Source organism: Micromonospora sp. NPDC004704, assembly GCF_053601675.1.
On the sequence record NZ_JBSGCD010000020.1, the window covers coordinates 57,454 to 80,882 of the forward strand.

General features: G+C 71.0%; 26 protein-coding genes. 14 read left to right on the plus strand and 12 right to left on the minus strand.

The features are described 5' to 3' along the window. Positions 1-275: 275 nt before the first annotated feature. The 3 genes from ACWEFB_RS24545 to ACWEFB_RS24555 are packed head-to-tail and all read right to left on the minus strand — an operon-like array spanning position 276 to position 1,888. A complete protein-coding gene (locus tag ACWEFB_RS24545; RefSeq protein ID WP_452288978.1) occupies positions 276-1,097 on the minus strand; it encodes a transglutaminase-like domain-containing protein in 822 nt (273 codons plus the stop codon). A gap of 39 nt (positions 1,098-1,136) precedes the next feature. Next, complete coding sequence (locus ACWEFB_RS24550) at positions 1,137-1,586, minus strand: GNAT family N-acetyltransferase (RefSeq protein ID WP_452288980.1); 450 nt, start codon at positions 1,584-1,586, stop codon at positions 1,137-1,139. A 41-nt stretch (positions 1,587-1,627) separates the two neighbouring features. Next, entirely contained in the window at positions 1,628-1,888 is a 261-nt protein-coding gene (locus tag ACWEFB_RS24555; RefSeq protein WP_452288982.1) for a Prokaryotic metallothionein, read from the minus strand. A 156-nt stretch (positions 1,889-2,044) separates the two neighbouring features. Between ACWEFB_RS24555 and ACWEFB_RS24560 the strand changes: the two genes are divergently transcribed. Further along, a complete protein-coding gene (locus ACWEFB_RS24560) occupies positions 2,045-2,323 on the plus strand; it encodes an isoamylase early set domain-containing protein (RefSeq protein ID WP_326560167.1) in 279 nt (92 codons plus the stop codon). Positions 2,324-2,404: 81 nt separating this feature from the next. Here ACWEFB_RS24560 and msrB read toward each other — a convergent pair whose 3' ends face one another. Beyond that, positions 2,405-2,818 (minus strand): peptide-methionine (R)-S-oxide reductase MsrB, encoded by a 414-nt coding sequence (gene msrB / locus ACWEFB_RS24565; RefSeq protein ID WP_452288984.1) that lies wholly within the window; start codon positions 2,816-2,818, stop codon positions 2,405-2,407. A 66-nt stretch (positions 2,819-2,884) separates the two neighbouring features. Here msrB and ACWEFB_RS24570 point away from each other — a divergent pair, with 66 nt between their 5' ends. From ACWEFB_RS24570 to ACWEFB_RS24590, 5 genes are all read left to right on the plus strand, one after another. Then, a complete protein-coding gene (locus ACWEFB_RS24570) occupies positions 2,885-3,475 on the plus strand; it encodes a hypothetical protein (protein ID WP_452288986.1) in 591 nt (196 codons plus the stop codon). A gap of 90 nt (positions 3,476-3,565) precedes the next feature. After that, positions 3,566-4,603 (plus strand): non-homologous end-joining DNA ligase, encoded by a 1,038-nt coding sequence (gene ligD / locus ACWEFB_RS24575; RefSeq protein WP_452288988.1) that lies wholly within the window; start codon positions 3,566-3,568, stop codon positions 4,601-4,603. A gap of 387 nt (positions 4,604-4,990) precedes the next feature. Further along, a complete protein-coding gene (locus ACWEFB_RS24580) occupies positions 4,991-5,794 on the plus strand; it encodes a hypothetical protein (RefSeq protein ID WP_452288990.1) in 804 nt (267 codons plus the stop codon). A gap of 433 nt (positions 5,795-6,227) precedes the next feature. Continuing rightward, positions 6,228-6,689, plus strand: coding sequence for a hypothetical protein (locus tag ACWEFB_RS24585; protein ID WP_452288992.1), 462 nt, complete (start codon positions 6,228-6,230; stop codon positions 6,687-6,689). Next, positions 6,686-7,093 carry a hypothetical protein gene (locus tag ACWEFB_RS24590; RefSeq protein WP_452288994.1) on the plus strand — a complete coding sequence of 136 codons (408 nt, stop codon included), beginning with the start codon at positions 6,686-6,688 and terminating at the stop codon, positions 7,091-7,093. The genes ACWEFB_RS24585 and ACWEFB_RS24590 overlap by 4 nt, the downstream gene beginning before the upstream one ends. A 36-nt stretch (positions 7,094-7,129) precedes the next feature. Here the strand turns inward: ACWEFB_RS24590 and ACWEFB_RS24595 are convergent, their stop codons facing one another. Next, on the minus strand, positions 7,130-7,588 hold the full coding sequence (locus ACWEFB_RS24595; protein WP_452288996.1) for an N-acetyltransferase family protein: 459 nt from the start codon (positions 7,586-7,588) through the stop codon (positions 7,130-7,132). Positions 7,589-7,619: 31 nt separating this feature from the next. Beyond that, positions 7,620-9,203 carry an alpha/beta hydrolase gene (locus ACWEFB_RS24600; RefSeq protein WP_452289122.1) on the minus strand — a complete coding sequence of 528 codons (1,584 nt, stop codon included), beginning with the start codon at positions 9,201-9,203 and terminating at the stop codon, positions 7,620-7,622. Between the two features lie 183 nt (positions 9,204-9,386). Between ACWEFB_RS24600 and ACWEFB_RS24605 the strand changes: the two genes are divergently transcribed. From ACWEFB_RS24605 to ACWEFB_RS24620, 4 genes are all read left to right on the plus strand, one after another. Then, entirely contained in the window at positions 9,387-10,454 is a 1,068-nt protein-coding gene (locus ACWEFB_RS24605) for an ATP-dependent DNA ligase (RefSeq protein ID WP_326560161.1), read from the plus strand. Continuing rightward, positions 10,451-11,419 carry a hypothetical protein gene (locus ACWEFB_RS24610; RefSeq protein WP_452288998.1) on the plus strand — a complete coding sequence of 323 codons (969 nt, stop codon included), beginning with the start codon at positions 10,451-10,453 and terminating at the stop codon, positions 11,417-11,419. The genes ACWEFB_RS24605 and ACWEFB_RS24610 overlap by 4 nt, the downstream gene beginning before the upstream one ends. 84 nt (positions 11,420-11,503) lie before the next feature. After that, a complete protein-coding gene (locus ACWEFB_RS24615) occupies positions 11,504-11,716 on the plus strand; it encodes a hypothetical protein (protein WP_452289000.1) in 213 nt (70 codons plus the stop codon). Positions 11,717-11,788: 72 nt separating this feature from the next. Continuing rightward, on the plus strand, positions 11,789-12,286 hold the full coding sequence (locus ACWEFB_RS24620) for a DUF1990 family protein (RefSeq protein ID WP_452289002.1): 498 nt from the start codon (positions 11,789-11,791) through the stop codon (positions 12,284-12,286). 10 nt (positions 12,287-12,296) lie between these two features. Here the strand turns inward: ACWEFB_RS24620 and ACWEFB_RS24625 are convergent, their stop codons facing one another. From ACWEFB_RS24625 to ACWEFB_RS24635, 3 genes are all read right to left on the minus strand, one after another. Then, positions 12,297-13,217, minus strand: coding sequence for a DNA-3-methyladenine glycosylase family protein (locus ACWEFB_RS24625; RefSeq protein ID WP_452289004.1), 921 nt, complete (start codon positions 13,215-13,217; stop codon positions 12,297-12,299). A gap of 259 nt (positions 13,218-13,476) precedes the next feature. Then, positions 13,477-14,493, minus strand: coding sequence for a Pecanex-like protein 1 (locus tag ACWEFB_RS24630; RefSeq protein WP_452289006.1), 1,017 nt, complete (start codon positions 14,491-14,493; stop codon positions 13,477-13,479). 30 nt (positions 14,494-14,523) lie between these two features. Next, entirely contained in the window at positions 14,524-15,387 is an 864-nt protein-coding gene (locus ACWEFB_RS24635) for a DUF4142 domain-containing protein (RefSeq protein ID WP_452289008.1), read from the minus strand. 311 nt (positions 15,388-15,698) lie between these two features. Between ACWEFB_RS24635 and ACWEFB_RS24640 the strand changes: the two genes are divergently transcribed. Both ACWEFB_RS24640 and ACWEFB_RS24645 read left to right on the plus strand, forming a co-directional pair. Continuing rightward, positions 15,699-16,646: a ferric reductase-like transmembrane domain-containing protein gene (locus ACWEFB_RS24640; RefSeq protein ID WP_452289010.1), complete on the plus strand. Its 948-nt coding sequence runs from the start codon at positions 15,699-15,701 to the stop codon at positions 16,644-16,646. Beyond that, on the plus strand, positions 16,643-17,950 hold the full coding sequence (locus ACWEFB_RS24645) for an NAD(P)/FAD-dependent oxidoreductase (protein WP_452289012.1): 1,308 nt from the start codon (positions 16,643-16,645) through the stop codon (positions 17,948-17,950). The genes ACWEFB_RS24640 and ACWEFB_RS24645 overlap by 4 nt, the downstream gene beginning before the upstream one ends. Before the next feature lie 82 nt (positions 17,951-18,032). Here ACWEFB_RS24645 and ACWEFB_RS24650 read toward each other — a convergent pair whose 3' ends face one another. Continuing rightward, positions 18,033-18,707 (minus strand): hypothetical protein, encoded by a 675-nt coding sequence (locus tag ACWEFB_RS24650; RefSeq protein ID WP_452289014.1) that lies wholly within the window; start codon positions 18,705-18,707, stop codon positions 18,033-18,035. A 139-nt stretch (positions 18,708-18,846) separates the two neighbouring features. Further along, positions 18,847-19,599 carry an SDR family oxidoreductase gene (locus tag ACWEFB_RS24655; RefSeq protein ID WP_452289016.1) on the minus strand — a complete coding sequence of 251 codons (753 nt, stop codon included), beginning with the start codon at positions 19,597-19,599 and terminating at the stop codon, positions 18,847-18,849. Positions 19,600-19,714: 115 nt separating this feature from the next. Here ACWEFB_RS24655 and ACWEFB_RS24660 point away from each other — a divergent pair, with 115 nt between their 5' ends. Then, positions 19,715-20,599 (plus strand): helix-turn-helix transcriptional regulator, encoded by an 885-nt coding sequence (locus ACWEFB_RS24660; RefSeq protein ID WP_452289018.1) that lies wholly within the window; start codon positions 19,715-19,717, stop codon positions 20,597-20,599. A 187-nt stretch (positions 20,600-20,786) separates the two neighbouring features. Beyond that, complete coding sequence (locus tag ACWEFB_RS24665; protein WP_452289020.1) at positions 20,787-22,394, plus strand: FAD-binding oxidoreductase; 1,608 nt, start codon at positions 20,787-20,789, stop codon at positions 22,392-22,394. Between the two features lie 55 nt (positions 22,395-22,449). Here the strand turns inward: ACWEFB_RS24665 and ACWEFB_RS24670 are convergent, their stop codons facing one another. Then, a complete protein-coding gene (locus tag ACWEFB_RS24670) occupies positions 22,450-23,364 on the minus strand; it encodes a fibronectin type III domain-containing protein (protein WP_452289022.1) in 915 nt (304 codons plus the stop codon). Between the last annotated feature and the right edge of the window lie 65 nt (positions 23,365-23,429).

Here is a 23,429-nt window from a genome sequence, read left to right on the forward strand (position 1 = left end):
CCCCTCTCCCTCCCCGCTCCGGGACCCGCACTGTTGTAGAGAAAGAGTGGCTATCCCGCCCCGGATAGCCACTCTTTCTCTACAAGAGTCGCCGCGATCGGCGTCGGGTGGGCGGTGCTGGCCGCCGGGGGCGTGTGATGGGGTTTCTTCGTACATCATCTTTGATGTGCGTACATCAAAGATGATGTAAAGAGATTCGGTGAATTGCCTTCCCGTCACGCAGGCCATCCGCCAACTATGATTGCCGTCAATGACCCGTGCCCGCATCAGCGGGGTCAGCAGACGAGTTCGGTGGGGACGCGTAGATCTTCGGAGTGGTAGAGGGCCGCCACGGCGGTGGGATCGTCGGCGGCGCAGATGGCGGCGATCCGGTCGTGCAGGTTGTCGTAGTCGGCGCCGGTCTTGCCCTGGAACGACTCGTCCATCCGTCCCCACGCGTCCCACGGCAGCATTTCGACCTTGTTCAGGGCGGCGAGATCCTTGAGGGCGTTGGCCCGGATCTCGCCCGGTCCCCAGTTCCCGGTGCCGAAGACCCCGTACCGGGTTGCGTCGATCCGGCCCGCGCGGAAGGAGGCCCACGCCTCGCCGCCGGTCAGGAATTCACCGGGCCGCAGGTCGGTCGGGTCCGGCACGAGCGACTGGGCGATGATCTCGGAATCGACCCGGACCCATCGGTCGTCGCCGTCGTGCCGGTACTCGATGATCCAGTGGTCCACGCCCTGTCCGGGCTGGAAGTAAATGGCGAATCCGTTCCGCGCCCGCGCCGCTATCCCGCGGTGTCGCAGCAGCGCACAGCTCAGTACGGCAAAGTGCCGGCAGGTGCCGATCACCCGCCGGTCCGGGGCGCGGGGTACGTCGAGCGGTGCCGGATCCAGGGAAAGCAGCGCTTCGACCAGGGTGTCGGCCCGGCGGACCTGGTTCTCGGCGAACCGTTCGTCGGGCACCCCCAGCGGCTTTGCGTCGCCCGGCTGGATGACCAGCGTGTGCGCGAGCCGGCAGATCTCCACGGCCTCGGTCGGTACGCCCACCAGCGCCGACGCGGGGACCCGCTGCAGATCCGTCAGGGCGCCCGGTTCCCGGTAGTCGATGTCCATCATGCGGGGACAGTAGAACCCGCCCCCGACACTCTCGCCGGGTCAGGCGGGGATGCGGCGCATCGGGAGGTGGGGGATGCCGTCCTCGACGTACTCGGGACCGGTGGGGGTGTAGCCGTAGCGGGCGTAGAAGCCAACCAGGTGCGCCTGCGCCTCCAGCACACTCGTCCGGTCGCCGACCAGGGCCAGCGCCTCGGTCATCAGCCGGCCGGCGTGGCCGTCGCCGCGCGCCTGCTTCGCCACCACCACCCGGCCGATCCGCTCCACCCCGTCCGGGTCGGCCAGGACCCGGAGGTACGCCACCGGCGCGCCGTCCTGCTCCAGCCACAGGTGCCGGGTGCCGGGCTCGACGTCCCGCCCGTCCAACTCGGGGTACGGGCACTCCTGTTCGACCACGAACACGTCGATCCGCAGCCGGAGCAGGTCGTGCAGCGTACGGGCGTCGAGGTCGGCGAAGGAGGCGACGTGGAGGGTGAGCTGCCGCGGTTGCATCCCGCGATCGTAGGCGGGCGGGCGTCGACCGGTTCGCCGGGTCAGGCGGGGCGGGCGCCGACGGTGTCCTTGATGGCGGCGCCACGGTCGCCCTCGACGGCACGGGCGCAGTGCGCACAGCAGAAGAAGCGCCCGGACACCTCCACCCCGTGCCCGACGATCCGGACCTGACAGTGTTCGCAGATCGGCGCGAGGCTCTGGATCGCGCACTCGAACGAGTCGAACGTGTGCGAGTCGCCGCTCACCGTCCGTACCTCGAACGTCAGCCAGTAGTCGTTGCCGCAGACTTCGCAGGTTGCCATGACAATCCCCCCGTTTCGGACACTGGGTCCAGCTTGACGGGATGGACCGGCGAAGGCGGCCGAAACCGGTAAAACGGGCCCGCCACTCGTCCGCCGGGTCGCCCGTTGAACCGGGCAGCGGGTGACGGCACCGCAGGCCAGGGGCTGGAGGGCGAAATGATCAAACGGAACCGACTGTTCGGGAACCAGACCCGGGTGACCTTCTCGCTGCCGAAGGACGCGCCCACCGGCACGGTGAGTGTGGTCGGCTGCTTCAACGGGTGGGAACCCGGCCGGCACGAGCTGGTTCCGCGCCGGGACGGCAGCCGTACGGTGACGGTCCGGCTCGCCCCCGGCGAGTACAGGTTCCGCTACCTGGCCACCGGTGGGATCTGGCTCGACGACGACCAGGCCGACCAGGTGGACCAGCAGGGCGGCCGGCTGCTCCTGCACTGAAGCCGCACCGGGCCGGTGGCCGGCATCACCGGGCGTCGGGACGGCCGCCGGGAGACGGCCGTCCGTCGGGATCAGGGTCGGTCAGTGTACGTCGGTCGGGTCGAGCCGCATCGACACAGAGTTGATGCAGTACCGGGCGTCGGTCGGGGTGAAGCCCTCCCCGTCGAACCGGTGTCCGAGGTGGGAGTCGCAGTTGGCGCAGCGCACCTCCACCCGGACCATGCCCATCGACCGGTCCTCGATGTAGCGGATCGCGCCGGGCAGCGCCTGGTCGAAGCTCGGCCAGCCGCAGTGCGAGTCGAACTTCGTGTCACTGGCGAAAAGCTCCGCGTCGCAGGCGCGACAGCGATATGTCCCCGGAGTCTTGGTTTCGACGTATTCGCCGGTCCAGGCGCGCTCGGTGCCGGCCTGGCGCAGCACCCGGAACTCCTCGGGCGACAGGCGTACCCGCCACTCGTCGTCGGTACGGGGAAGCTCCTTCTTGTCAAGAGTCATACTCCAACGGTACGACGCCCGCCGAACGGTTGATTACCAACTGCCGACGACGATCGTTGGAAGGGCATGCGGGCGGCCACCAGGCCCGGCGGGGACCAGGACGGCAAGCATCAGCTAGCGGTGCTGGCCAGTTTCCGGCCGACCTGGCGGCAAGCGATCGTCAGCGGGCTCTGGGCCGGCGTCGTGGGCACGACCGTGCTCGCCGCGTCGGCGTTGACCGGACCGACCCTGCTGGCCGTACTGGTGGGCGGGACCTGGCAGTTGCGCGCCCCGCCGCAGTCCATCCTGGTGGCCGTACTGGCGCCGGTGCCGCTCGGCCTGATCTACGGCCTGGCCGTCCGGCGCCGGATCGGCGCCCGCCTGGACGAACTGGGCGTACGTAGCGTCCCGCTCGGGCTGGACGGCTTCGCGCCCTGGCGCCTGGTCGTCGACATCCGGGCGGAACGCCGTCACGGGCGCACCCTGGTCGCCGTCTACCTGCACAGCGGTGCCACCCTGCGGCTGCGCGCACCGTACGACGGGGTGCTCGGCCGGGACCCGAGATTCGAGCGCAAGCTCTTCCTGATCTGCCACGTCTGGGAGACCCACCGGGACTGGCGGGTGCCGGCCTGCACCCCCGAGCCGAGGGCGGGCGACGCGACCGACGACGGGGACTGAGCCCGCGTCGCCGGCCCGCGAGCCGAAGTAACGGGTCCCGACCGGCCCGCCGGGGACCTGCGGGGCCCGTGGTTGACATATGGTCGCGGCATGGTCGGCAGCGCGAAGGCACCACCCGTCGAGGTCGAGGTGGCGGGACATCAGGTACGGCTGAGCAGCCCGGACCGCGTCATGTTCCCGAGCCGCGGCTACACGAAGAAGGACGTCTTCGACTACTACCTCTCGGTCGGCGACGGGATCATGCAGGCGCTGGGATCGCGTCCCACCACCCTGCAGCGCTTCCCCGACGGGATCGAGGGGGAGATGTTCTTCCAGAAGCGGGTGCCGGCCCGGGGCGTACCGCCGTGGGTGCAGACCGCGGAGATCAAGTTCCCCAGCGGTCGTACCGCCGACGAACTCTGCCCGGCGGACCTGGCCCACGTCGCGTGGGCCGCGCAGATGGGGACCGTGGTCTTCCACCCCTGGCCGGTGCGTTCCGCCGACGTCGACCGCCCGGACGAACTCCGGATCGACCTCGACCCGCAGCCGGGGACCGACTTCGGTGACGCGGTGACCGTGGCCGGCGAGGTCCGGGGACTGCTCGACGAACTCGGCGCGACCGGCTGGCCGAAGACCTCCGGTGGTCGCGGCGTGCACGTCTACCTGCGGATCGAGCCCCGGTGGACCTACACCGAGGTACGCCGCGCCGTGATCGCCTTCGCCCGCGAGATCGAACGGCGCCGCCCCGACCTGGCCACCACCTCGTGGTGGAAGGAACAGCGGGGCGAGAAGGTGTTCCTCGACTACAACCAGATGGCCCGCGACCGGACCATCGCCTGCGCGTACTCGCTGCGTGCCAACGCCCGTGCCACCGTCTCCACCCCGGTCACCTGGGACGAGTTGCCGGACGTGGAGCCGGACGACTTCGACCTGCGTACGGTCCCGCCACGAATGGCGAAGATCGGCGACCCGCACGCCGGGATGGACGAGGCACCGTGGGACATCACCCCGCTGCTGGAGTGGGCCGAACGGGATGACCGGGGCGGCTCGGGGGACCTGCCGTACCCGCCGGACCACCCGAAGATGCCGGGCGAACCGAAGCGCGTCCAGCCCAGCCGGGCCCGGCAGACCGACGGGAAAACCGAATAACGACGCGTTGGTCAACCGGTTGCGGCTCGGTGTGATCGCAAAATGTGCCATTCTCCCCGCCGGGACGAAACCGCAGGTCAGGGCGGTCGTTGCTTAGGGTAACGACGATGTCGGCAGGTGGTCTCGGACGGAGAGTTGTCCCCCCTCGCCGGCCCGCACCGGACCGGTGTGAGGCACCCGTCGGCACGTCGGCCGGGCAATGCGGCACGGCAGCGGTCGGCCCACGCGGACCGATCGGAAAGTCCTCGCCACGTCGAGGAGATCATCGAACCAGCAGACCACGAACCGGCCATTCGACCTCTCGGGCGGGCGCTGCTCGCCGCCGCCGGCGGTACGCCCCACCCTGCCCACGAACAGGTCGGTACGTGTTCGGGAAGCGGTGCCTACATGGCCACGCAGGCAGAATTCAACGCCGATCCCTGGGTACGCCGCGAGATCGTCACCGCCGAGCTGAACTGGCTCGGAGACGAACTGTGCCGGCGTACCGGTCGTCCCCGCGCCGCCGCGGGAACCAAGGGCGACTACCTGCACCTCAGGGGTGCACACCGATCGCAGGAATTCGTGGAGAGGAGTCCACTCTGCACCAACCGCACCTACACCGTGCAGACCGGACTGACCGCCGAACAACTACGGCACGTCGCCGGTTTCGACTTCACCCCCGGTGCCACCGAACCCATGATCGCCCAGTCGAAGCGGCTGCTCACCGCGCTGAGAGCCGGTGAGTTGGAGGAGGTCCGGGAGATCTACTGCAACGTCGACGGCGACAAGGTGGTGGACGGCTGGGACAACGTACGCAACGTGTCGGCCACCTCGGACAGCTCACACCTGTGGCACTGGCACCTGAGCCTCGACCGGCGCCGCTGCGCCGACCGCCCGTTGATGGAGCGGATCCTCGCGATCGCGCTCGGAGACCGACCGAAGGATGAGGAAAGCGACATGATGACCCCGGCGCAGGATGGTGCGTTGTCCGTGGCCTGGCAGGCCACCGACGCGCTGCTCGACATGCAGGAGACCACGGACGGAGGCGGCCGGGAGATGCGCTTCGTCCGTGAGTTCAACCAGCTCCGTCGCGACGTCACGGCCGTGTTGAAGTTCCAGGCGGAGGCGGCGCTGAAGCCGACACCGATCGACTACGACAAGCTGGCCGAGGCGATGCTCCGACGGATCGCGAGCACCTCGCGCACCACCTGACCACCGCTCGCGGGGCAGCCGGATCCGCCCCGCGCGCCGACGGCCCGTCGTGTTCGGCTGCGGGCCGGGCGGCGTCCCCCGGGCGGCGGGCCGGCTGCCCGACGCACCCCGGCCCGGCCCGCCGCCAACCCGCCGATCGCCACCTCGTAGTCGCTCTGACCTGCCGAAACGCGACACAGGGCGGAGTCGGTGCAGGACCGTCGGCCGTGCTACCACTTGATCCCAGGGGGGCAGTCATGATGCACATCGGCCACCGCAAGCGCGGGCACACCTCAACCGACCACACTTCAACCGACCACACCTCGACCGACCACACCTCAACCGACCACACCTCAACCGACCACACCTCGACCGACCACACCTCAACCGACCACACCCGACTCGGCCGTGTCTCGACGCGCTGCTTCCGACCCCGAACGCCAGGGAGTTCACCATGCGTGCCGTAATGATCGTCTCGGGGCGGCATCCGTTCGAGACGACCCTGTTGCTGGCCGCGATCGTCTGTGGTTCGTCTCTGCTGGTCGTAGACACCCGGCCACTGTCGGTCACCGTCGCCATGCCGCTGGCCGTCCAGGCGACCTGGGAGGTGGGGCTGATCATCGCCGGCCTGGCCGGTCTTGTCGGCATCAGATGGCGTGGCCAGCTTTCCACCGGACTGGGAGTGGAACTCGGGGCCATCGTCCTGTTCGGCACCACCACCGGTATGTACGCCCTCGCGGTGTTCGCCATCACAGGCCTGGCCGGCCTGGCCGCCGGCACCTTCATCGCCGCCGCCTCAATTGCCTCCTACTGGCGCTGTTACCAGATCATCCGCGATCTCCGTCGACTCGCGCGGGTCGGCGGCACCTGCACCCTCGTCAACGTCCCCCTGCTCATTGAGGAAAATTCGCCGTGATTACCGCCGCAACCCCGTCGGCTGGCCCGCCCTGGATCCAGATCCTGCTCTCCGTGGTGGGACTGCTCGGTGGCACCGGCGGGGTGACCGCAATCGCCACCGTCGCACTGCAACGACGCAAGTTCCGGGCCGACGCTGCCGAAGTACTGACCGATACCGCCTTGACCCTCGTCGACCCGCTCAAGACCCGGGTGGCCGAGTTGGAGGCGGAAACCCAGCGGGCGCGGCGGCAGGCTGCGGTCGCGAGCCGGGAAATCGGGGAACTCCGCGACGCGGTCCAGCAGATGACCGACCTGCTCCGCCGGTGGCAGCGCGCGATCTTCGCCACCGACGCCACCATTGAGCGGCTACGGGAGTACATCCTCGCCAGTGGGTTCGGTGGTCCCGGTTCCCGGATCCCCTGACCCCGGCCGCCTGCGGCGGCCTGCGGCATGTCCTGTCTACAGCGAGAGCTTCAAACCCTCGTGGCTGGCCCGGAAACCCAGCCGGGCATAGAACCGGTGCGCCGCCGTGCGTTGTTTGTCCGTGGTCAGTTGGACCAGCCCACAGCCCCGTTCCCGAGCCTGCTCCACCGCCCAGCCGATCAGGAGTTGGCCGAGGCCGCTGCCCCGGCGGTCGGTGCGTACCCGTACACCTTCGATCTCGGCGCGCTCGGCACCGCCGCGGGTGAGCGACGGGATGAACGTGAGCTGCAACGTGCCGACCACCTCGCCGCCCTCGTCGGCCACGACCAGTACGTTGCGCGGGTCCGCGTCGATCGCCTCGAACGCCGCCCAGTACGCGGCGTCGGTCCCCTCACCGACGATCTCCCGGGTGGCGCCGAGTTCGTCGTCGGCGAGCAGTGCCACGATCGCCGGTACGTCGGTTCGCCGGGCGGCCCGGAAACTGGTCTGCGTCACACCGGCCAGCCTGACACAGCACGTCCCACGGTCACCGGGGCGGGCAGCGCAGGCCGGCGGTCGGCACGGTGAGGTCGAGCAGGTACGCGTCCACCGCCCGGGTGATGCACGCCGTCTGCGGGTACGCGGTGTGCCCCTCGCCCTCCCAGGTCAGCACCTTGCCGACGCCGAGCATGCCGGCCAGCTTCGGTGTCTGCTCGTACGGGGTGGCCGGGTCGCCGGTGGTGCCGACCACCAGGATCGGTGGCGCCCCGGTCGCCGTCCCGGTCGGGTACGGGTCCCGCTGCCCCGGCCAGTACAGACAGCTCAGCAGACCCACCGCCAGCGGCGCCCCGAACAGCGGGTACTTCGTCCGCCACTGCGACTGGAGTTCACGGATCCGGGCCAGGTCGGGGACGCTGTCCTCGTCCGCGCAGTTGATCGCCAGGTTCGCGTCGAACAGGTTGGAGTAGCGGCCGTCAGCGGTGCGCTCGGCGTACGAGTCGGCCAGCTCGAACACCTGGGTCGGGTCGCCGCCGGCCAACTCGTCGATGCCCTTGGCCAGCTCCTCCCAACCGGACTCGGTGTAGAGGGAGGAGATCACCGCGTACATCACCCAGCCGCCGGTCGCGGTCCGGCCGTTGCGTCCGCGTACCGGGGAGACGTCGGCCTTGGCCAGCGCGTCGGTGACGGCGCCGCGCGCGTCCGGCGCGATCGGGCACCGGGCCGGAGTCCGGGCGCACCACTGGGTGAAGTTGGTGAACGCCAGCTCGAACCCCTTGGCCTGGCTCTCCGAGCCGGCCACCACGTCCTGCTCCGGGTCGACCGCCCCGTCCAGCACGAGTGCCCGGATGTTGCGCGGGAAGAGCTGGGCGTACGTCGCCCCGAGCAGGGTCCCGTACGAGTACCCGAGGTAGGTCATCTTCTCGTCGCCCACGGCCGCCCGGATCGCGTCCATGTCCCGGGCCGCCTGCTCGGTGGAGTAGAGGCGTAGCTGGTCGCCGTACTTGTCGCCGCACTCCTCGCCGATCCGCCGGGACAGCGCCACCGAGGCGTCGAACTCGGCCTGGGTCTGCGGGTCGGGGTCGTACCCGAAGTTCGAGTCCAGGTCGGCGTCGGAGATGCACTTGACCGGGCTGGACCGGGACACCCCGCGCGGGTCGAAGCCGACCAGGTCGAACCGTTCGGTGATGTCGTCGGGCAGGCCGCCGAAGGCGGAGCCGAACGAGAGGTAGACGGCGGTGTCCACGCCGGAGCCGCCCGGCCCGCCCGGATTGATCAGCAGTGAGCCGATCCGGTCGCGCTGCTTGGTCGAGCGGACCCGGATCAGGGCGATGTCGAAGGTCGCCCCGGCACCGCCGGGGGTCGCGGTGGCGCCCGTCGTGGCGCCGGCCGCCTGCCAGTCCCGGGGTACGGCGATCGTGGCGCAGTCGTACCGCATGTCCGGTGCAGACCGGCCGACGAGGTCCTTCGGCGTCTCCGGGCACGGCTGCCAGTTCGCCGCCGCGCCGACCGGCCCGGCCGGTGCACGGTCCGGGGCGTTGTCCGTACGCGGCGCGAAGACCGGCAACGTGCAGCCGCTCAGCACCAGGGAGGCGGCGACGGCGGTGGCGAGCACCCGCCACCGTCGAATCATCCGGCGGCGCAGCGGTGGACGGGGCGTGCTGGTCACCAGAGGTCCTCCCGATCGGCTCAGTGGCCAGGCTACGCGGTCGTCTCCGTACCGGATCGCCGGTCACCGTGCTCATCCGTGCGGTCCGGGCCGGCGCGCCGATGATTTCGTGGACATCTCCACACCGCAGCGGGGACGATGGGCCGCATGGATCTACCGGTGATGCCACCCGTCGCGCCCATGCTCGCCAAGCCGATCGGGGACATCCCGGCCGGGCAGCTCTACGAACCGAAGTGGGACGGGTTCAGGTCCATCATCTTCCGCGACGGCGACGAGGTGGAGATCGGTAGCCGCAACGAGAAGCCGATGACCCGCTACTTCCCCGAGATAGTCGAGGCCGTACGGGCGAACTTCCCGGACCGGGCGGTGATCGACGGCGAGATCATCGTCGCCGACACGGACCGGAACACCCTCGACTTCGAGGCGTTGCAGCAGCGCATCCACCCCGCCGCCAGCCGGGTGAAGCTGCTCGCGGAACAGACCCCGGCCAGTTTCGTCGCCTTCGACCTGCTGGCACTCGGCGACGACGACCTGACCGACCGGTCGTTCGCGCAGCGGCGCGAGCTGCTGGAGCGTTGCCTCGCCGACGCGAAACCGCCGATCCACGTCACCCCGGTCACCGAGGACGAGGCGACCGCCCGCCGGTGGTTCGAGGAGTTCGAGGGTGCCGGCCTCGACGGGTTGATCGCGAAGGACCCAGGGTTGGCCTACCAGCCGGACAAGCGGGTCATGACGAAGATCAAGCACAAGCGCACCGCCGACTGCGTACTCGCCGGCTACCGGGTGCACAAGTCCGCCGACAACCGGATCGGCTCCCTGCTGCTCGGCCTCTACGACGAGCGTGACGTACTCGTCTCGGTCGGGGTGATCGGCGCGTTCTCGATGGCCGTACGGGAGGAACTCTTCGTCGAGTTGCAGCCGCTGGTCACCTCGATGGACGGGCACCCGTGGAACTACGCCGCGCACGAGCAGGGCGAACGTACCCCGCGCAAGAACGAGGTGAGCCGGTGGAACGCCGGCAAGGACCTCTCCTTCGTGCCCCTGCGTCCCGAGCGGGTCGTCGAGGTCCGCTACGACTACATGGAGGGGGTGCGGTTCCGGCACACCACCCAGTTCGAGCGCTGGCGACCGGACCGCGACCCGCACACCTGCACGTACGCCCAGCTCGAACGGGCGGTCCGGTTCAACCTGGCCGACGTACTGACCAGCCGATGACGGACGTCCCGGTTTTTCCCGTCGTGCCGCTGCCGAACGTCGAACCGGGTGCCGACCGCCGAGCCGGGCTCGCCGACACGATCGACGCCTGGACCGGCTCGGCGGCGATGTCCGCCCTGCTCGTCGCGTTCGGTCACCCGCCGGCCCTGCCGGGCCCGCTAGGCCCCCGCCTGGACGAGCTGGAACGGTTCACCGCCGAACACTGGAACTTCCGCGAGGGACGCGAACGCCACCAGGCCCGGCGGGTGGACTTCGCCCCGGAGGTCGACGAGCTGATCCGCGCGGCGGCGACGTCGCTCGGCCTCGCCGGCCGGCAGACGCCCGCCCACCGCAGCTACGACCACCTGCTGGTGCTCGGCGGCGGCGTACGCACCTCCGTGGCCCGCGCCGACTTCGCCGCTTCCGTGCTCCGGACCGGGGTCGTCACCGGAACCGTCGCCGGACTGGGCGGGACCCGGCCGCTCGTCGACCAGGAGGACGCCGTCCGGGAGATCGGTCTGCGCGACTGCCCCACCGAGGGCGACGCGGTCGACGAGGGGCTCCGGCGGGCCTTCGCACTGGGCGAGCCGACCCGGCGACGGTCCGGGGAGACCGAGCTGGGCGAGGGGTGGTGGGTGCGTTCGTACCTCGACCGGCAACCGGCCGTGCACGCCCTGGCGGTGGCGTCGTCGCGGCCCGGTCAGCGCGCCAACACCGCGGACAGCCTGTTCGGCTGGGCGGAAATGGCCGAGCCCGCCGAGGGGGAGCGGTTGCTGCTGGTCACCACGGACCTGTTCGTCCCGTTCCAGCACTGCGACGCCGTACACATGCTCGGTCTCCGGCACGGGTGCTCGATCGACACGGTGGGCCTGGATGCCGCCGTCAGCCCCTGGCTGCCACCCTCCCGTACGGACGCGGTGGTGCAGGAGATCCGGTCGGCGGTGCTCTCCGTGCGGGCGCTGTACCGGAGGATCGAGGGACTGTGACGTCACCCCCGTCACGCCTGCCCCGCCTGCCCCACCCGATCGGTTCGGGTCGGCGTTTTCGCAGGTCAGAGCTATGTTCGCCGGATGCGAGGTTGGGTTTGCACCTGCTGCGGGCGGTGGCAGGTGAGTGTCGAGCGGATTCAGGGGCGGTACCTGTACCGGCTGGTTCGGTACTATCCGGCCGAGGTCGGCGGGGGACGGAACGTGCTGGGCGAGGTGGCGACCGTCGAGGCGCTCGACCGGCTGCTCCGGGCCCGTACCCCGCTCACCCTGGCGGACCTCCGCGAGGCCGCCTGAGGCGTACCGGATGTTGAGGACCCCGGGTCTGTCGCACCCGGTCGGGATGGCGACGGCGGGAGGTCGGCCCGGGTGGATCCACTGACGTACGACGAGGTGGGGGCGACCCGTACCGGCCGGCTTCCGCCGGGTTACCGGCACCTGCGGTACCGCACCTCGATCGGCCGGGTGGACTTTGCGGCGGCCGGCGAAGCCGTACTCGACTGGCGCCTGCACCGGGCCGCCGGGGTCAGGATCGAGGCGTCCGGACCCCGCGCAGCCGAGGGCGTCACGGTGGTCGCCGGACTCGGTCTCGGCCCACTGCGGCTGCGTGCGCCCTGCCGGGTGGTGTGGGCGGTGGCGGACGGGTCGCGGGCCGGCTTCGGCTACGGCACCCTGCCCGGCCATCCGGCCCGGGGCGAGGAGGCGTTCCTGGTCGAGCGGGACGACCGGGGCGAGGTCTGGTTCGGCGTCACCGCGTTCAGCCGTCCGGCCGGGTGGTTGATGACCGCCGCCGGGCCGTTCGGGGTGGCCTTCCAGCACCTGTACGCCCGGAACCTCGCCGCCGCCCTGCGCCGCCTGACCCGGTAGCGGGCAGCGGTCAGAACCGGGCGAAGGAACGGATCGGCATCCGGGGGCCGAAGCGCGGCGCGTGTACGCCCGCAGCCGCCAGCAGTACGCAGACCCGCCCGCGATGTCCCCGGAACGGCTCCAGCAACTCGAGCATCCGGGCGTCGTCCGCCCGCGCCTGCCCGGCCAGCGCCCAGGCGACCGTGTTCGGGATGTGGTAGTCACCGACGCTGACCGCGTCGGCGTCGCCGTACCCGATCCGGACGACCTCGGCGGTGGTCCACGGTCCGATGCCGGCGATGGCGGTCAGCCGGCGGGTCGCCTCGGCCGAGTCCGCGCACCGCTCCAGCCGGTCCGCGACCGCGGCGGCCCGGCGCAGCGTGTCGGCCCGCCGTTGCTCCACCCCGAACGGGTGGAACACCCAGTAGGGCGCCGCCGCCACGTCGGCCGGGTCCGGTGGTGCCCAGAGCGACGTCAGCGGCCCGGGGGCCGGTGTCCCGAAGTGCCGGACGGTGGCGGCGTAACCCCGGTACGCCTCCTTGCCGGTGACCTTCTGCTCCATGATCGTGCGCAGCAGCCGGGGGAAGACCTGTCCGGTGGCGGGCAGCCGCAGCCCCCGGTGCACGTGCGCGAGTTCGGCCACCACCGGATGCCGGGCGGCGAGTTCGGCGAAGCCGGTGAGGTCGTCGCGGAGCCCGGCGACCGCGTCGGCCCGCTCCACCACCCAGTCGGCGCCGGGTCCGTAGCCGGTGGCCAGCAACTCCCCACCGGTACGCCGCAGCGCCAGCGTCGCCGGCCCGGCCGGGGTACGGGTGGCCCACCAGAACGCCCCGTCGGCGAACCGGGCACAGGGGTCGTGTCCGCCCATCGCCAGCAGTCCGACCGAGGCGGCCAGCGCGTAGCCGTCGGGCGGACGGATCGTCCGCGTCGCCGCCGGCCCGGTCTCGGTCACCGGCCCACTCTAGGACACCGCAACGGAAAGGCACCGGGACGCCCGTGCGCGTCCCGGTGCCTTTCCTACCCGGAGCAGGTCAGCTGTCCTGGCTGGTGGGGCCGTCCTTCCTGTCCGTCCGCATGGTCGCCGGACCAGCTGTGGGGGATGGTTGGGGACCTGAGACACACCGGCGGTGGAGGGGACCTGCGTCGGTGTGCCCGCGCCTGCTCCGGGAAGTTCCGCCCCCGGCGCCGGAATCGGCGCCGGGGGAGCCGGATCACCTGGTGACGGTTACCCGCACCACGTCGAAGGCCGGGATCTGGTTGGCCCGCTGCATCATCGGCACCCGGTGCGAACCGTCGCCCGCCCAGGAGGCGCACTGTGCCTCGCCGGCGGCCGGCAGACCGGGCACGGTCACCGTGACCTCGTCGGCCTGGGCACCGCCCTTGCCGTCCTCGGTGGCGACGAAGAACGCCGGCACCGGCGCCGGGTCGGGCGCGGCCCGGTCGCTGGTCAGCATCCGGCAGGCGGTGTGGAAGTGGCCCCGGACCAGACCGTCCTCGTTCAGGAACGAGCTCTCCTTGTAGTACCCGCCCTGACCGGCCGCGAGGAACCGGTCCCGGACCAGGTTGCGGGTGCTGACCCGGATGGTGAACGACTGGTTCACCCGTACCCGGCGGGGTGCGTTGGTGATCAGCAGCGACGGGTTGTCCTCGGCAGTGGCGACCTCACCGAACTCGGTGCTGACGCACCGGTCGCCGTTCTGGAAGCCGTCGTGCGGCTGCTTCTGGCTCCCCTCGCAGCTGTTGCCGAGGATCTCCAGCGGGGCACCCGGGTTGGCCGGGTTGCCGACCGGGGGAGCGGCGCTCGTCGTACCGGGGCGGGGGGTGCAGTTGCGGCCCCGGTTGCGGTCCTGCTGGCGGTTCTGCGCACCGGCGACCGGTGCTTCCTGGCCGTCGCCGGGGTGCTGGATGGAACCGTGGTCGTGGTACGCCGCAGCCGGGTTCGCCGGGTTCGGCGCGCTGCCCGTCGGGGCGGCGGCACCGGGGCTCAGCGTCGCCGCCGGAGCGCTCGCGCCGGGGGAGGCGCTCGCCGGGGGCTGCTGTGCCGCGCTGGTCGCCGGTGGGCATGGCGCGCCTCTACCGCGCCAGTTCGTGCCCGCGGACGAGACCTGGGTGACCGCGACGATGCCGCCGAAGACGACGACGGTGGCGATGACGGCGATCAGCCGGGTACGGCGTTGCGGGCGGGGCGACCGGCTCTGCCGGGCGTTACGGGCGGGGGTGTCGTACACGTGGAGCCACCTCTTCCTTCGAGGGTTGAATCAGCGAGGGCGGATCAGGCGGACCATGCTGTAGGCGCCGGCGATCAGCGCGGCCAGCAGCACGAGCCAGACGACGGTCGGGTTGATGCCGCCGGTGGCGGCGCGGGTGTCGACGCCGCTGAGAAGCGAGCCGGTGCCGACTGCCGCCGCCGCAGCCGCCCCGGGAGCGGGCGCCGGAGGCAACGGGAGGGATTCGTAGTCGACCAACCCGGTGCTCTCCAGCAGCGTGATATGGGTCAGTACGAACGCGTTGGCCTGTGCGGCGAGCTCACGGACCACTTCGTTGCGGGTGCCGGCCCGGACGGCGCCGATGGCCGGGAAGATCTTGCCGTGGGCGGCCCGGAGCCGGTCCACGAAGACCAGGTCGAACTGGGGGCCCGAGGCGCGCTGCATCTCGGCGAGCCAGCCCTTCTGTTCGGGGGTCGGCTCGGTCGGCAGCGGCACGCCCAGCTTCGCCGCCGCCTTGTTCACCAGGTCGTCCAACGTCATGTGCTGCGGGCCGATCTTCCCGCCGACCTCCTTGACCTTCGCCGAGGCGCCCTTGGCCACCGCCATGTCGCTGGCCGGCATCTCCCAGAGCCCGGCCAGCTTCACCTTGACCAGCAGGTCCCGGTCGGCCGGACCGACCGGCCCGGCGACGGACGGCTTGGCCGGCAACTCGGTGAGCGGGTTCGGCACCTCGCCACTGATCGGAGCGCCCGACGAGTGCGGGACCGGGGCCTGCACCGGCTGGCCGGCGAGTGGGGCGGCCACGGCCGCCACGGGCGCGACGAGCATGCCACCGAGCAGGGCGCCGGCAATTCCGGTGATCATCGTCACCGGCCAGTTCGACCGGCGCCGCGAACGAGACAGTGCGGTCAACATCGGCTCACCTCCCCTGACAATCAGCAAATCTTCGACTGCCCGGAAACCGTACGGATCATATTGTCCAGTCGTCAATCCGGGCTCAACAAGATAGGGAATTCTTAGGACTTACTTAAGTGGAACTTATGTTGGCGAAGGTCAACCCGGGACATCGTCCGTTCGGCCGATGGGTAGGGTTCAATGCCCAGGCCACAACGTTGGTCAGGGTCGCCTTGACTTTTGCGCCCAGGTCACCATACTGGCTGGTAGCCCGGAATGATATAGACACCTACCCCCGGGCCGGTGCCATCGGGAATAGGAGGACCGCAGGCGTGCGCAGTGCGCAGGAAAGCGTCCATCTCATCGCCGCGACCGTGGGATTTATTTCATTCTTCCTGCTCTGGCTCGCGGTGTTGTCCGGCCTGGTCCTGCGCAACGGCTGGGCGCTGACCCGGATCCGGCATTCGACCGCACACGCCACCCATTCCACGATCGCCCTGCTCGGGCTCTGTCTCGGCCTGGTGCACGCCCTCGTCCAGCTCGCCTCACCCGGTGGCCCGGTCCGGCTGGTCGACCAGTTCATCCCCTTCCTCAATCCGGACGACCCGATCGGCATCGGGGTCGGGGTGATCGCGCTGGAACTGCTCCTCGCCACCACGCTGTCCGTACTGATCCAGCGTCGGCTGGGGTACTCCCGGTGGCGGGCGCTGCACGCGCTGACGTACGTGGCGTTCATGCTGCTCGTCGCACACGTGCTGATCTCCGGCTCGGATGTCGGGCCGCCCGCCGTCTGGGGCAGCGTACTGGTTGCCTGGTTGTCCACTGTGGCGCTCTGGTTCACGACCACTCCGTGGGCCACCGACCTGCGTCGTGACCTGGGCGAGCGGTTCACCGGGCGGCGACGCGGGCAGGAGATCACCATCGACGTCGACGCCAACCGGTGCGCCCGGTTCGGCTTCTGCGAACACGAGGCGCCGGACGTGTTCACCCTGCGCGGCGACGGGCGGTTGGCGTACAAGGCCATGGTTCCGGCCGACCAGACGAACGCGGTGATCCGAGCCGTCGAAGTCTGCCCCGCACGGGCGATTACCCTCAACCGCGTGCCGACCACCGTGCTGACCCCGCTCCCGGTCGACCTCGACCTCGACCCACCGTCCGATCCGGACACCGAACCTGACCGGCCCACCCGCGCCGCCCGACGACCCCGACCCCGTCCGGGTCCGCGATCCGTCCCCTCGGGCAGCGGCACGGGGGTGCACCGCCGCGACGGTGCGCCGTGAGGCGGCGTGGACCACGCTCGGCGTACGACCGGGTGGTGGTGGTCGGAGCGGGACGGGCCGGCGTGGCCGCCGCCGAGGAGCTGCGCCGGGCCGGTTTCCGGGGCGACGTACGGGTGCTCGGCGGCGAGCCGGAGGCTCCGTACGACCGGCCGGCCTGCTCGAAGGGTCTGCTCACCGGACACCGGCGGCCCAGCGACGTACGGATGCCGGTGCTCGACGGCGCCGACATCACCTGGCATCTCGGCCGGCGTGCGGTGCACCTGGACCCGGATCGCCGGATCGTCACCACCGACACCGACGAACGCTTCGGGTACGACGGACTGGTGATCGCCACCGGTGCCCGGGCGGCCCTGCCGCGCGACTGGCCGGTGGGCGAACCCGGCCTGCACACCCTGCGCACGCTCGCCGACGCCTGGGCGCTGCGTGCCGCCCTGCGTGACGCCGACCGGGTGGTGGTGATCGGTGCCGGCCTGACCGGCTGCGAGGTCGCCTCCGCGGTACGCACCCTGGCCCGCGACGCCGTGCTGATCGACTCGAAGCCGTACGTCATGGGGCGTGCGGTCGGCGAGACGGTCGGCCGGCTGGTCGGAAAGGAGGTGGCCCGCGACGGGGTGCAGTTGCGACTCGGCCGCCGGGTCACCGGTTTGAACCGGCGCCGCCGGGGCTGGCTGGTCGAGTTGGACGACGGCGACGAGATCCAGGCCGACCTGGTGGTGACCACCACCGGCGAGCGACCGGACGTCGACTGGCTCGAGAGCACCGGTCTGGACATCACCGACGGGGTCCTGTGCGACGAGAGCCTGCGCGTGCTCGGCGCCGAGGGAATCGTCGCCGCCGGCACCGTCGCCCGCTGGCCGAACCTGCGCTACTCCGCCCGGCCCGTCCGCTGTGGACAGTGGATCGCCGCGTTGCAGCAGGGCCGGGCCGCCGCCCACACCCTGCTCGCCGGGGACCGGGCGGTGGAGCCGGTCACCCTGGTGCCGCGCTTCTGGTCCGACCAGTACGGGCTGCGCATCCAGGTCTGCGGTGAGTTGCCGGGTAACGCCGAGGTGACCGTCACCGAACTCCGTCCGGGGCGTCGTGACGTGGCCCGCGCCGGTGTGCTGGTCGGCTACCACGACGAGGGTCGACTCGTCGGTCTGGTCGCGGTCAACGCCCCGCACGCCTTCACCTCCATCACCCGGACCATGCTCGCCAGCACCACGATCACCGTGCCCGCACCCGTCTCCGTGTCGGCCTCCGCACCGGTTCCGGTGCCGGCTGCCGAACCGGCCGCCCCACGGCGGCTCGCCGCGGCGAGCTGAGCGGACAACTCCGACCGACCACCGGCGACGGCCGGCCGCGCCCTGTTCGGCAACGGCCGGCCGCCGCGTCGGTGGCCACCGGTCAGTACGAGTAGGAGTCGCCGCCGGTGCTCTCGGCGGCACCGCCCTCGCCGTCGGCCGGCGGCAGCGGAACGGGCTTCGGGGTGCCCTCGGGCAGGCAGCTCAGGTTCTTCTTGCCGTCGGGAGCGACCACGAACCAGGTGCCGCCGACCTTCTGGCCCTTCCACTGGCCCGGCTTCAGGTCACCGATGTAGCGGTAGACCGGCCAGCCGCCGATGGTGAGCTGGCGGGTGCCGTCCTCGCGGGTGACCTCGCCGACCTTGTCCTCGTCGACCCCGGTCACCTCGGTGTTGCCGTCGGTCAGCGACGGCGGCCAGAGCCGGGCGCAGTCACCGTTGCAGTTGCTGGTCGGCGGGTTGGCCGAGTCCTTGTCGAACCGGTAGAGGATCCAGCCCTTCTGGTCGGTGACCACCGAACCCATCTTGGCGACCTTCTTGCCGTTCAGTTCGGTGGTGAGAGGCGCGTTCGACGGCGGGTTCGGCGCGGCGGAGGCCGACGGTTCCGGGGTCGCACTCGGCGCTGCCGCCGCCTCGGCCGCCGCGTTCGCCACCGGCTCGGTGTCGGCGGCGGGCTGGGTCGGGTCGTACCCGGCCGGGGCGCAGGCCGTCAGTGCGGCCACCACGGTCATTGCGGCCAGCGTGCTCGCAATGGTCGCGGTTCGCTTGATCAGTGCCACGTGTCCTCCTCAGCTTGGCAGGTCACGGGGAAGTACGGCGATTACCGGCCGGCGGATGAGGTGATAGACGGTGGACAATTTCACAGCAAACCGTTGAACTGTTGCGGCCGGTTTCCCGTACCCGTTCTGATGGACGGCTCTACCAGGGCATTACCCCGTACGAGTCGCTGCCGTCCATCAGGAAGCCCCACAGCAGCCCGCTCGGCCCGTCCTCACCCAGAGTGGCCAGGTGGACGCTCACCTCGGCCCCCTGTTCCGGCGTACGGAATCCGCTGTTGCCGTTCAGGTCGGTCGCGCAGTAACCGGGATTCGCCGCGTTCACCTTGATCGGGGTGTCCCGCAGTTCCTTCGCGTACATGGCGGTCACCATGTTCAGCGCCGACTTCGACGACGGGTACGGCACCGAGGCGATCGGGAACAGGGGATGCGCCGGATCGGTCATGATGCCGATCGACCCGACCTCGCTGGAGACGTTGACGATCCGTGCCGCCGGGGCGGCCAGCAGCAGCGGGAGCAGGGCGTTGGTGACCGTTACGACGCCGAAGACGTTCGTCTCGTACACCTCGCGCAGGGTCGCCAGGGTGGTCTCGCTCGGCCGACCGGTCCCGTCGCCCCGGGCGATACCGGCGTTGTTGACCAGTACGTCCAGGTGTCCGTACCGGTCGGAGATCAATTTCGCCGCCCGGGCGACCGACTCCTCGTCGGTGACGTCCAGCTCCACGGCGTACGCGTCGGCCCCGCCGTCGCGCAGCACCCGTTCGGCCTCCCGGCCCCGCTCCGGGTCCCGAGCGCCGACCAGGACGGTGTAGCCGCGCCCGCCGAGCTGCCTGGCGGTGGCGAGTCCGATTCCCTTGTTCGCCCCGGTGATCAGGACGGTCATGTTGGTGGTCATGAATCCGAGCGTGCCGCCGGGCGCGGCCGGGCGGGAGAGACGCGTCGAGGCTGGGACTGGCGATACCACCCACGCCGGGTGCGGTGGGCACGGCACGCGGAGCACCATGGAAGTCATGAACACGGCGAACGGTGCGGCGACGAGCACGGCGAACGGGTCCGGGCTGCGGCGCGACGAGCTGGCGGCGTTCCTGCGCAGCCGGCGGGCCCGGTTGCGGCCCGGTGACGCCGGCCTGCCGGAGGGGATCGGTCGCCGTACGCCGGGGCTGCGCCGGCAGGAGGTGGCACAGCTCGCCGGGATGTCGATCGACTACTACATCCGGCTGGAGCAGCGGCGGGGCCCGCACCCGTCCCGGCAGGTGCTGATGGCGCTGGCGCGGGCGCTGATGCTCACCCGGGACGAGCGCGAGTACCTGTTCCGGATCGCCGGGGAGAACCCGCCCGCGACGGTCGGACCGAGCCGGGAGGTGACCGAGGGCGTACGGCACCTGATCGACTCGATGGTCGAGACCCCGGCGTACGTCGTCGACGCCAAGTACGACGTGCTGGCCTGGAACCGGCTGGCGACGTACTTCGTCGGGGACCTGTCGGCGGTCCCGGAGTCCGACCGCAACACGATCCGCTGGATGTTCCGCCGGCCCGCCGACGACCAGCACTGGGAGGACGCCGACGCGGTGCGGTTCGCCCGCAGTTCGGTCGCGGACCTGCGCGCGGCGTACGGGCGTTACCCGGGGGACCTGGGGATCGAGGAGCTGGTGACCGAGTTGCTCGGCAGCTCGACCTGGTTCGCCGAGCTGTGGGCGGACCACGACGTCGAGGTTCGTCGGCGGATCGTCAAACGGGTGGCGCACCCGGAGGTCGGCCCGCTCGAGTTCGAGTGCCAGGTGCTGCTCCTGGCCGACACCGACCAGCGGTTGATCGTCTACGTGGCCGAGCCCGGCTCGCCCACCCACGACACCTTCCGTCGCCTCGGCGGCCGGGCCGATCTGCCCGCCACCTAGGTTCCCTTCCGCGAATCGGGAATCTTCGTCGTGGCCGCCGGCAGAGTGGTCGCGGCACCCCCACGCCCCCATCGATGGTGGTGCCAGCCCCCGGTTCAAGCCTCCGGTCAGCGGGATTTTCCGGGCGCATCACCCTGCGTAGCGTCGGTCCGGCAAGGTCGCCACCGAGCACGAAGGAGACACGTCCATGGGGGATCACACCAGGCGGAGCCTGTTACGCAGGACAGCCGTCGCCGCCGCGGCCGGCGTGGCCGTCCATCAGGGACTGGCGGCGTCACCCGCGTCGGGCGCGCCGGGACCGGCGTGGCCGCCACCGTTCGGCCCGATCCGGGTCACGCCGGACGACCCGCGGTACCAGGACCTCGTACAGCGTCGTTACAACCTGCGGTTCGAGGGCACGCCGGAACAGATACGCGTCGTGGGTACGACCGACCATGTCGTACGGGCGGTCCAGGAGGCCGTACGCGCCGGCAAGCGGGTCGCGGTGCGCAGCGGTGGGCACTGTTTCGAAAACTTCGTCGACGACCCGGCCGTACGCGTGGTCATCGACATGTCGGGCATGACCGGCGTCTACTTCGACCCGAACCACAACGCGTTCGCGGTCGAGGCGGGCGCGACGCTGGGCGAGGTGTACCGGAGGCTCTTCCTGGGGTGGGGGGTGACCATCCCCGGCGGTTACTGCCCGGAGGTAGGTGCCGGTGGGCACGTCCAGGGCGGCGGATACGGGCCGCTGTGCCGGCTGCTCGGCCTGATCGTCGACTACCTGTACGCGGTCGAGGTGGTCGTCGTGGACCGCGACGGCACCGCACGGAGTGTGGTCGCCACCAGGGAGCCGTCGGACCCCAACCGTGAACTCTGGTGGGCGCACACCGGTGGCGGGGGCGGGAACTTCGGCGTCGTCACCCGCTACTGGTTCCGTACGCCGGGCGCACGCGGCGTCGACCCGACAAGGCTGCTACCCCAACCGCCGGCCTCGGTGCTGACGTTCGAGATGGAGTGGTCCTGGGAGGGACTCGGCCCGGACGCGTTCGCGCGGCTGGTCGGCAACCACGGGCGATGGTTCGAGCGACACAGCGGACCGGGTGCGCCGTACGCCGGCCTCTACAGCGAGCTGCTCCTCTTCCGCCGCCAGTCCGGCCGGATCCTGATGCTCGGGCAGGTGGCCGGCGCCAATGCCGAACGGCTGCTCGACGAGCACGTCGCCGCGCTGAGCGCCGGGTTCGCTCCGCCCTCGGCCCGCACGCAGCAGCGACTACCGTGGCTCGCCTCGGCGCTGCGCGGTCCGGGCGAGGACCCCGGCCGGTGGCGGCTCAAGACCAAGGCGGGTTACCTGCGGCGGCGCCTCACCGACCGACAGGTGGACGTCGTACACCGCCACCTCACCAGGGACGACTACGACATCGTGGGCGGGACGCTGAGCCTGAACTCGTACGGCGGACAGATCAACGCCGTCGCGCCGGACGCGACCGCCGCCGCCCAGCGCGACTCGATCCTGAAGCTCTTCTACCTCGTGGCCTGGGCGGACCCGAAGGACGAGGCCCGGCACCTGAGGTGGATCCGCGAGTTCTACCGGGACATGTACGCCGACACCGGCGGCGTCCCGGTGCCAGGCCCTGTCAACGACGGCTCCTTCGTCAACTACCCGGACACCGACCTGGCCGACCCCGGGTGGAACACGTCCGGGGTGCCCTGGCACGCCCTGTACTACAAGGAGAACTACCCCCGCCTGCGCCGGGTCAAGGCCCGCTGGGACCCCCGCGACGTCTTCCACCACACCCTGTCCATCCGCCCGTAACCCGGATCGGCAACCGCCCGGGCTGGCCCGCCCAGAGGGGCGGTCAGCCCGGGCCTTAGGAGTACGTGTCGCCGAACTCGCGTACACCGGCGACGTCGAGGGTGATCCGGTGGTTCTCCACCCAGGCGCCGGTGGCGGACCGCCAGCTCGGATCGTCCCGCTCGTCGAGGTTGCTCCAGTTGTGCCGGTGCAGGCGGAGCTGGATCGGCCCGGACGACTCGCCCGGCGCGAGGATCCCGTCGGTGAAGGTCAGCTCGACCCAGCCGGGAACCGGCGTCCCCGGCAGCGGGTAGCGGGTCGGTGTCGGGGTCGGCGGGGGCGTGCCCCCGGGACCACCGGGCGGCGGTGGCGGCGGGCCGGGCGGGACGAAGTACTGCAACGTGCGCCGGGTACGTTCGCAGCCGAGCGCCGCCCAGTCGCACTCAATCACCAACGAGGTGTTGCCGCCCTCGAAGACCAGGTGGTAACGGACCCGTACGGTGGCGAGGTCGAGCGGCCCGGTGCCGGTGTTGGTCACCCGTGTGACGTACTGGATCTGGTTGTTCGTCGGCGACCAGTCGAGGTTGAGGTACTCGACCTTCGCCAGGCCGTACGCCGTGCGGACCGTCGTCACGGGCGAGGTGTCGGAGTAGCCGCCGATCGTGTAGGCGCCGACGGCGATGCGGTATTCGGTGCCGGGGGCCAGGTCGGTCAGCGTGACGGTGGTGCCGGTGGTGCTCGCCAGGCTGCGGTAGACGTTCGGCCCGAGCGGCACCCGCACCTCGTACGTGATCGGTTCGGTGCCACCGGGCTCACCCGCCCAGGCGGCGGGCGCCCAGGACAGGGTGAGGGTGTGCGGCTCGTTGCTCACCACGACCGGGGCGCCGGGGGTGGTGAGCGCGGGGTCGTCGTCCGCGCTCACGGTGCCGACCATGGGCAGGGTCAGCAGCGCGGCGAGGACGATCGGCACGGTAACGCGGCGGGCACGCATGAGGGAATCATAAGGATCTTATTCATGCGCATCAATATTGATACCCGGAGTGCGACAACGGACCT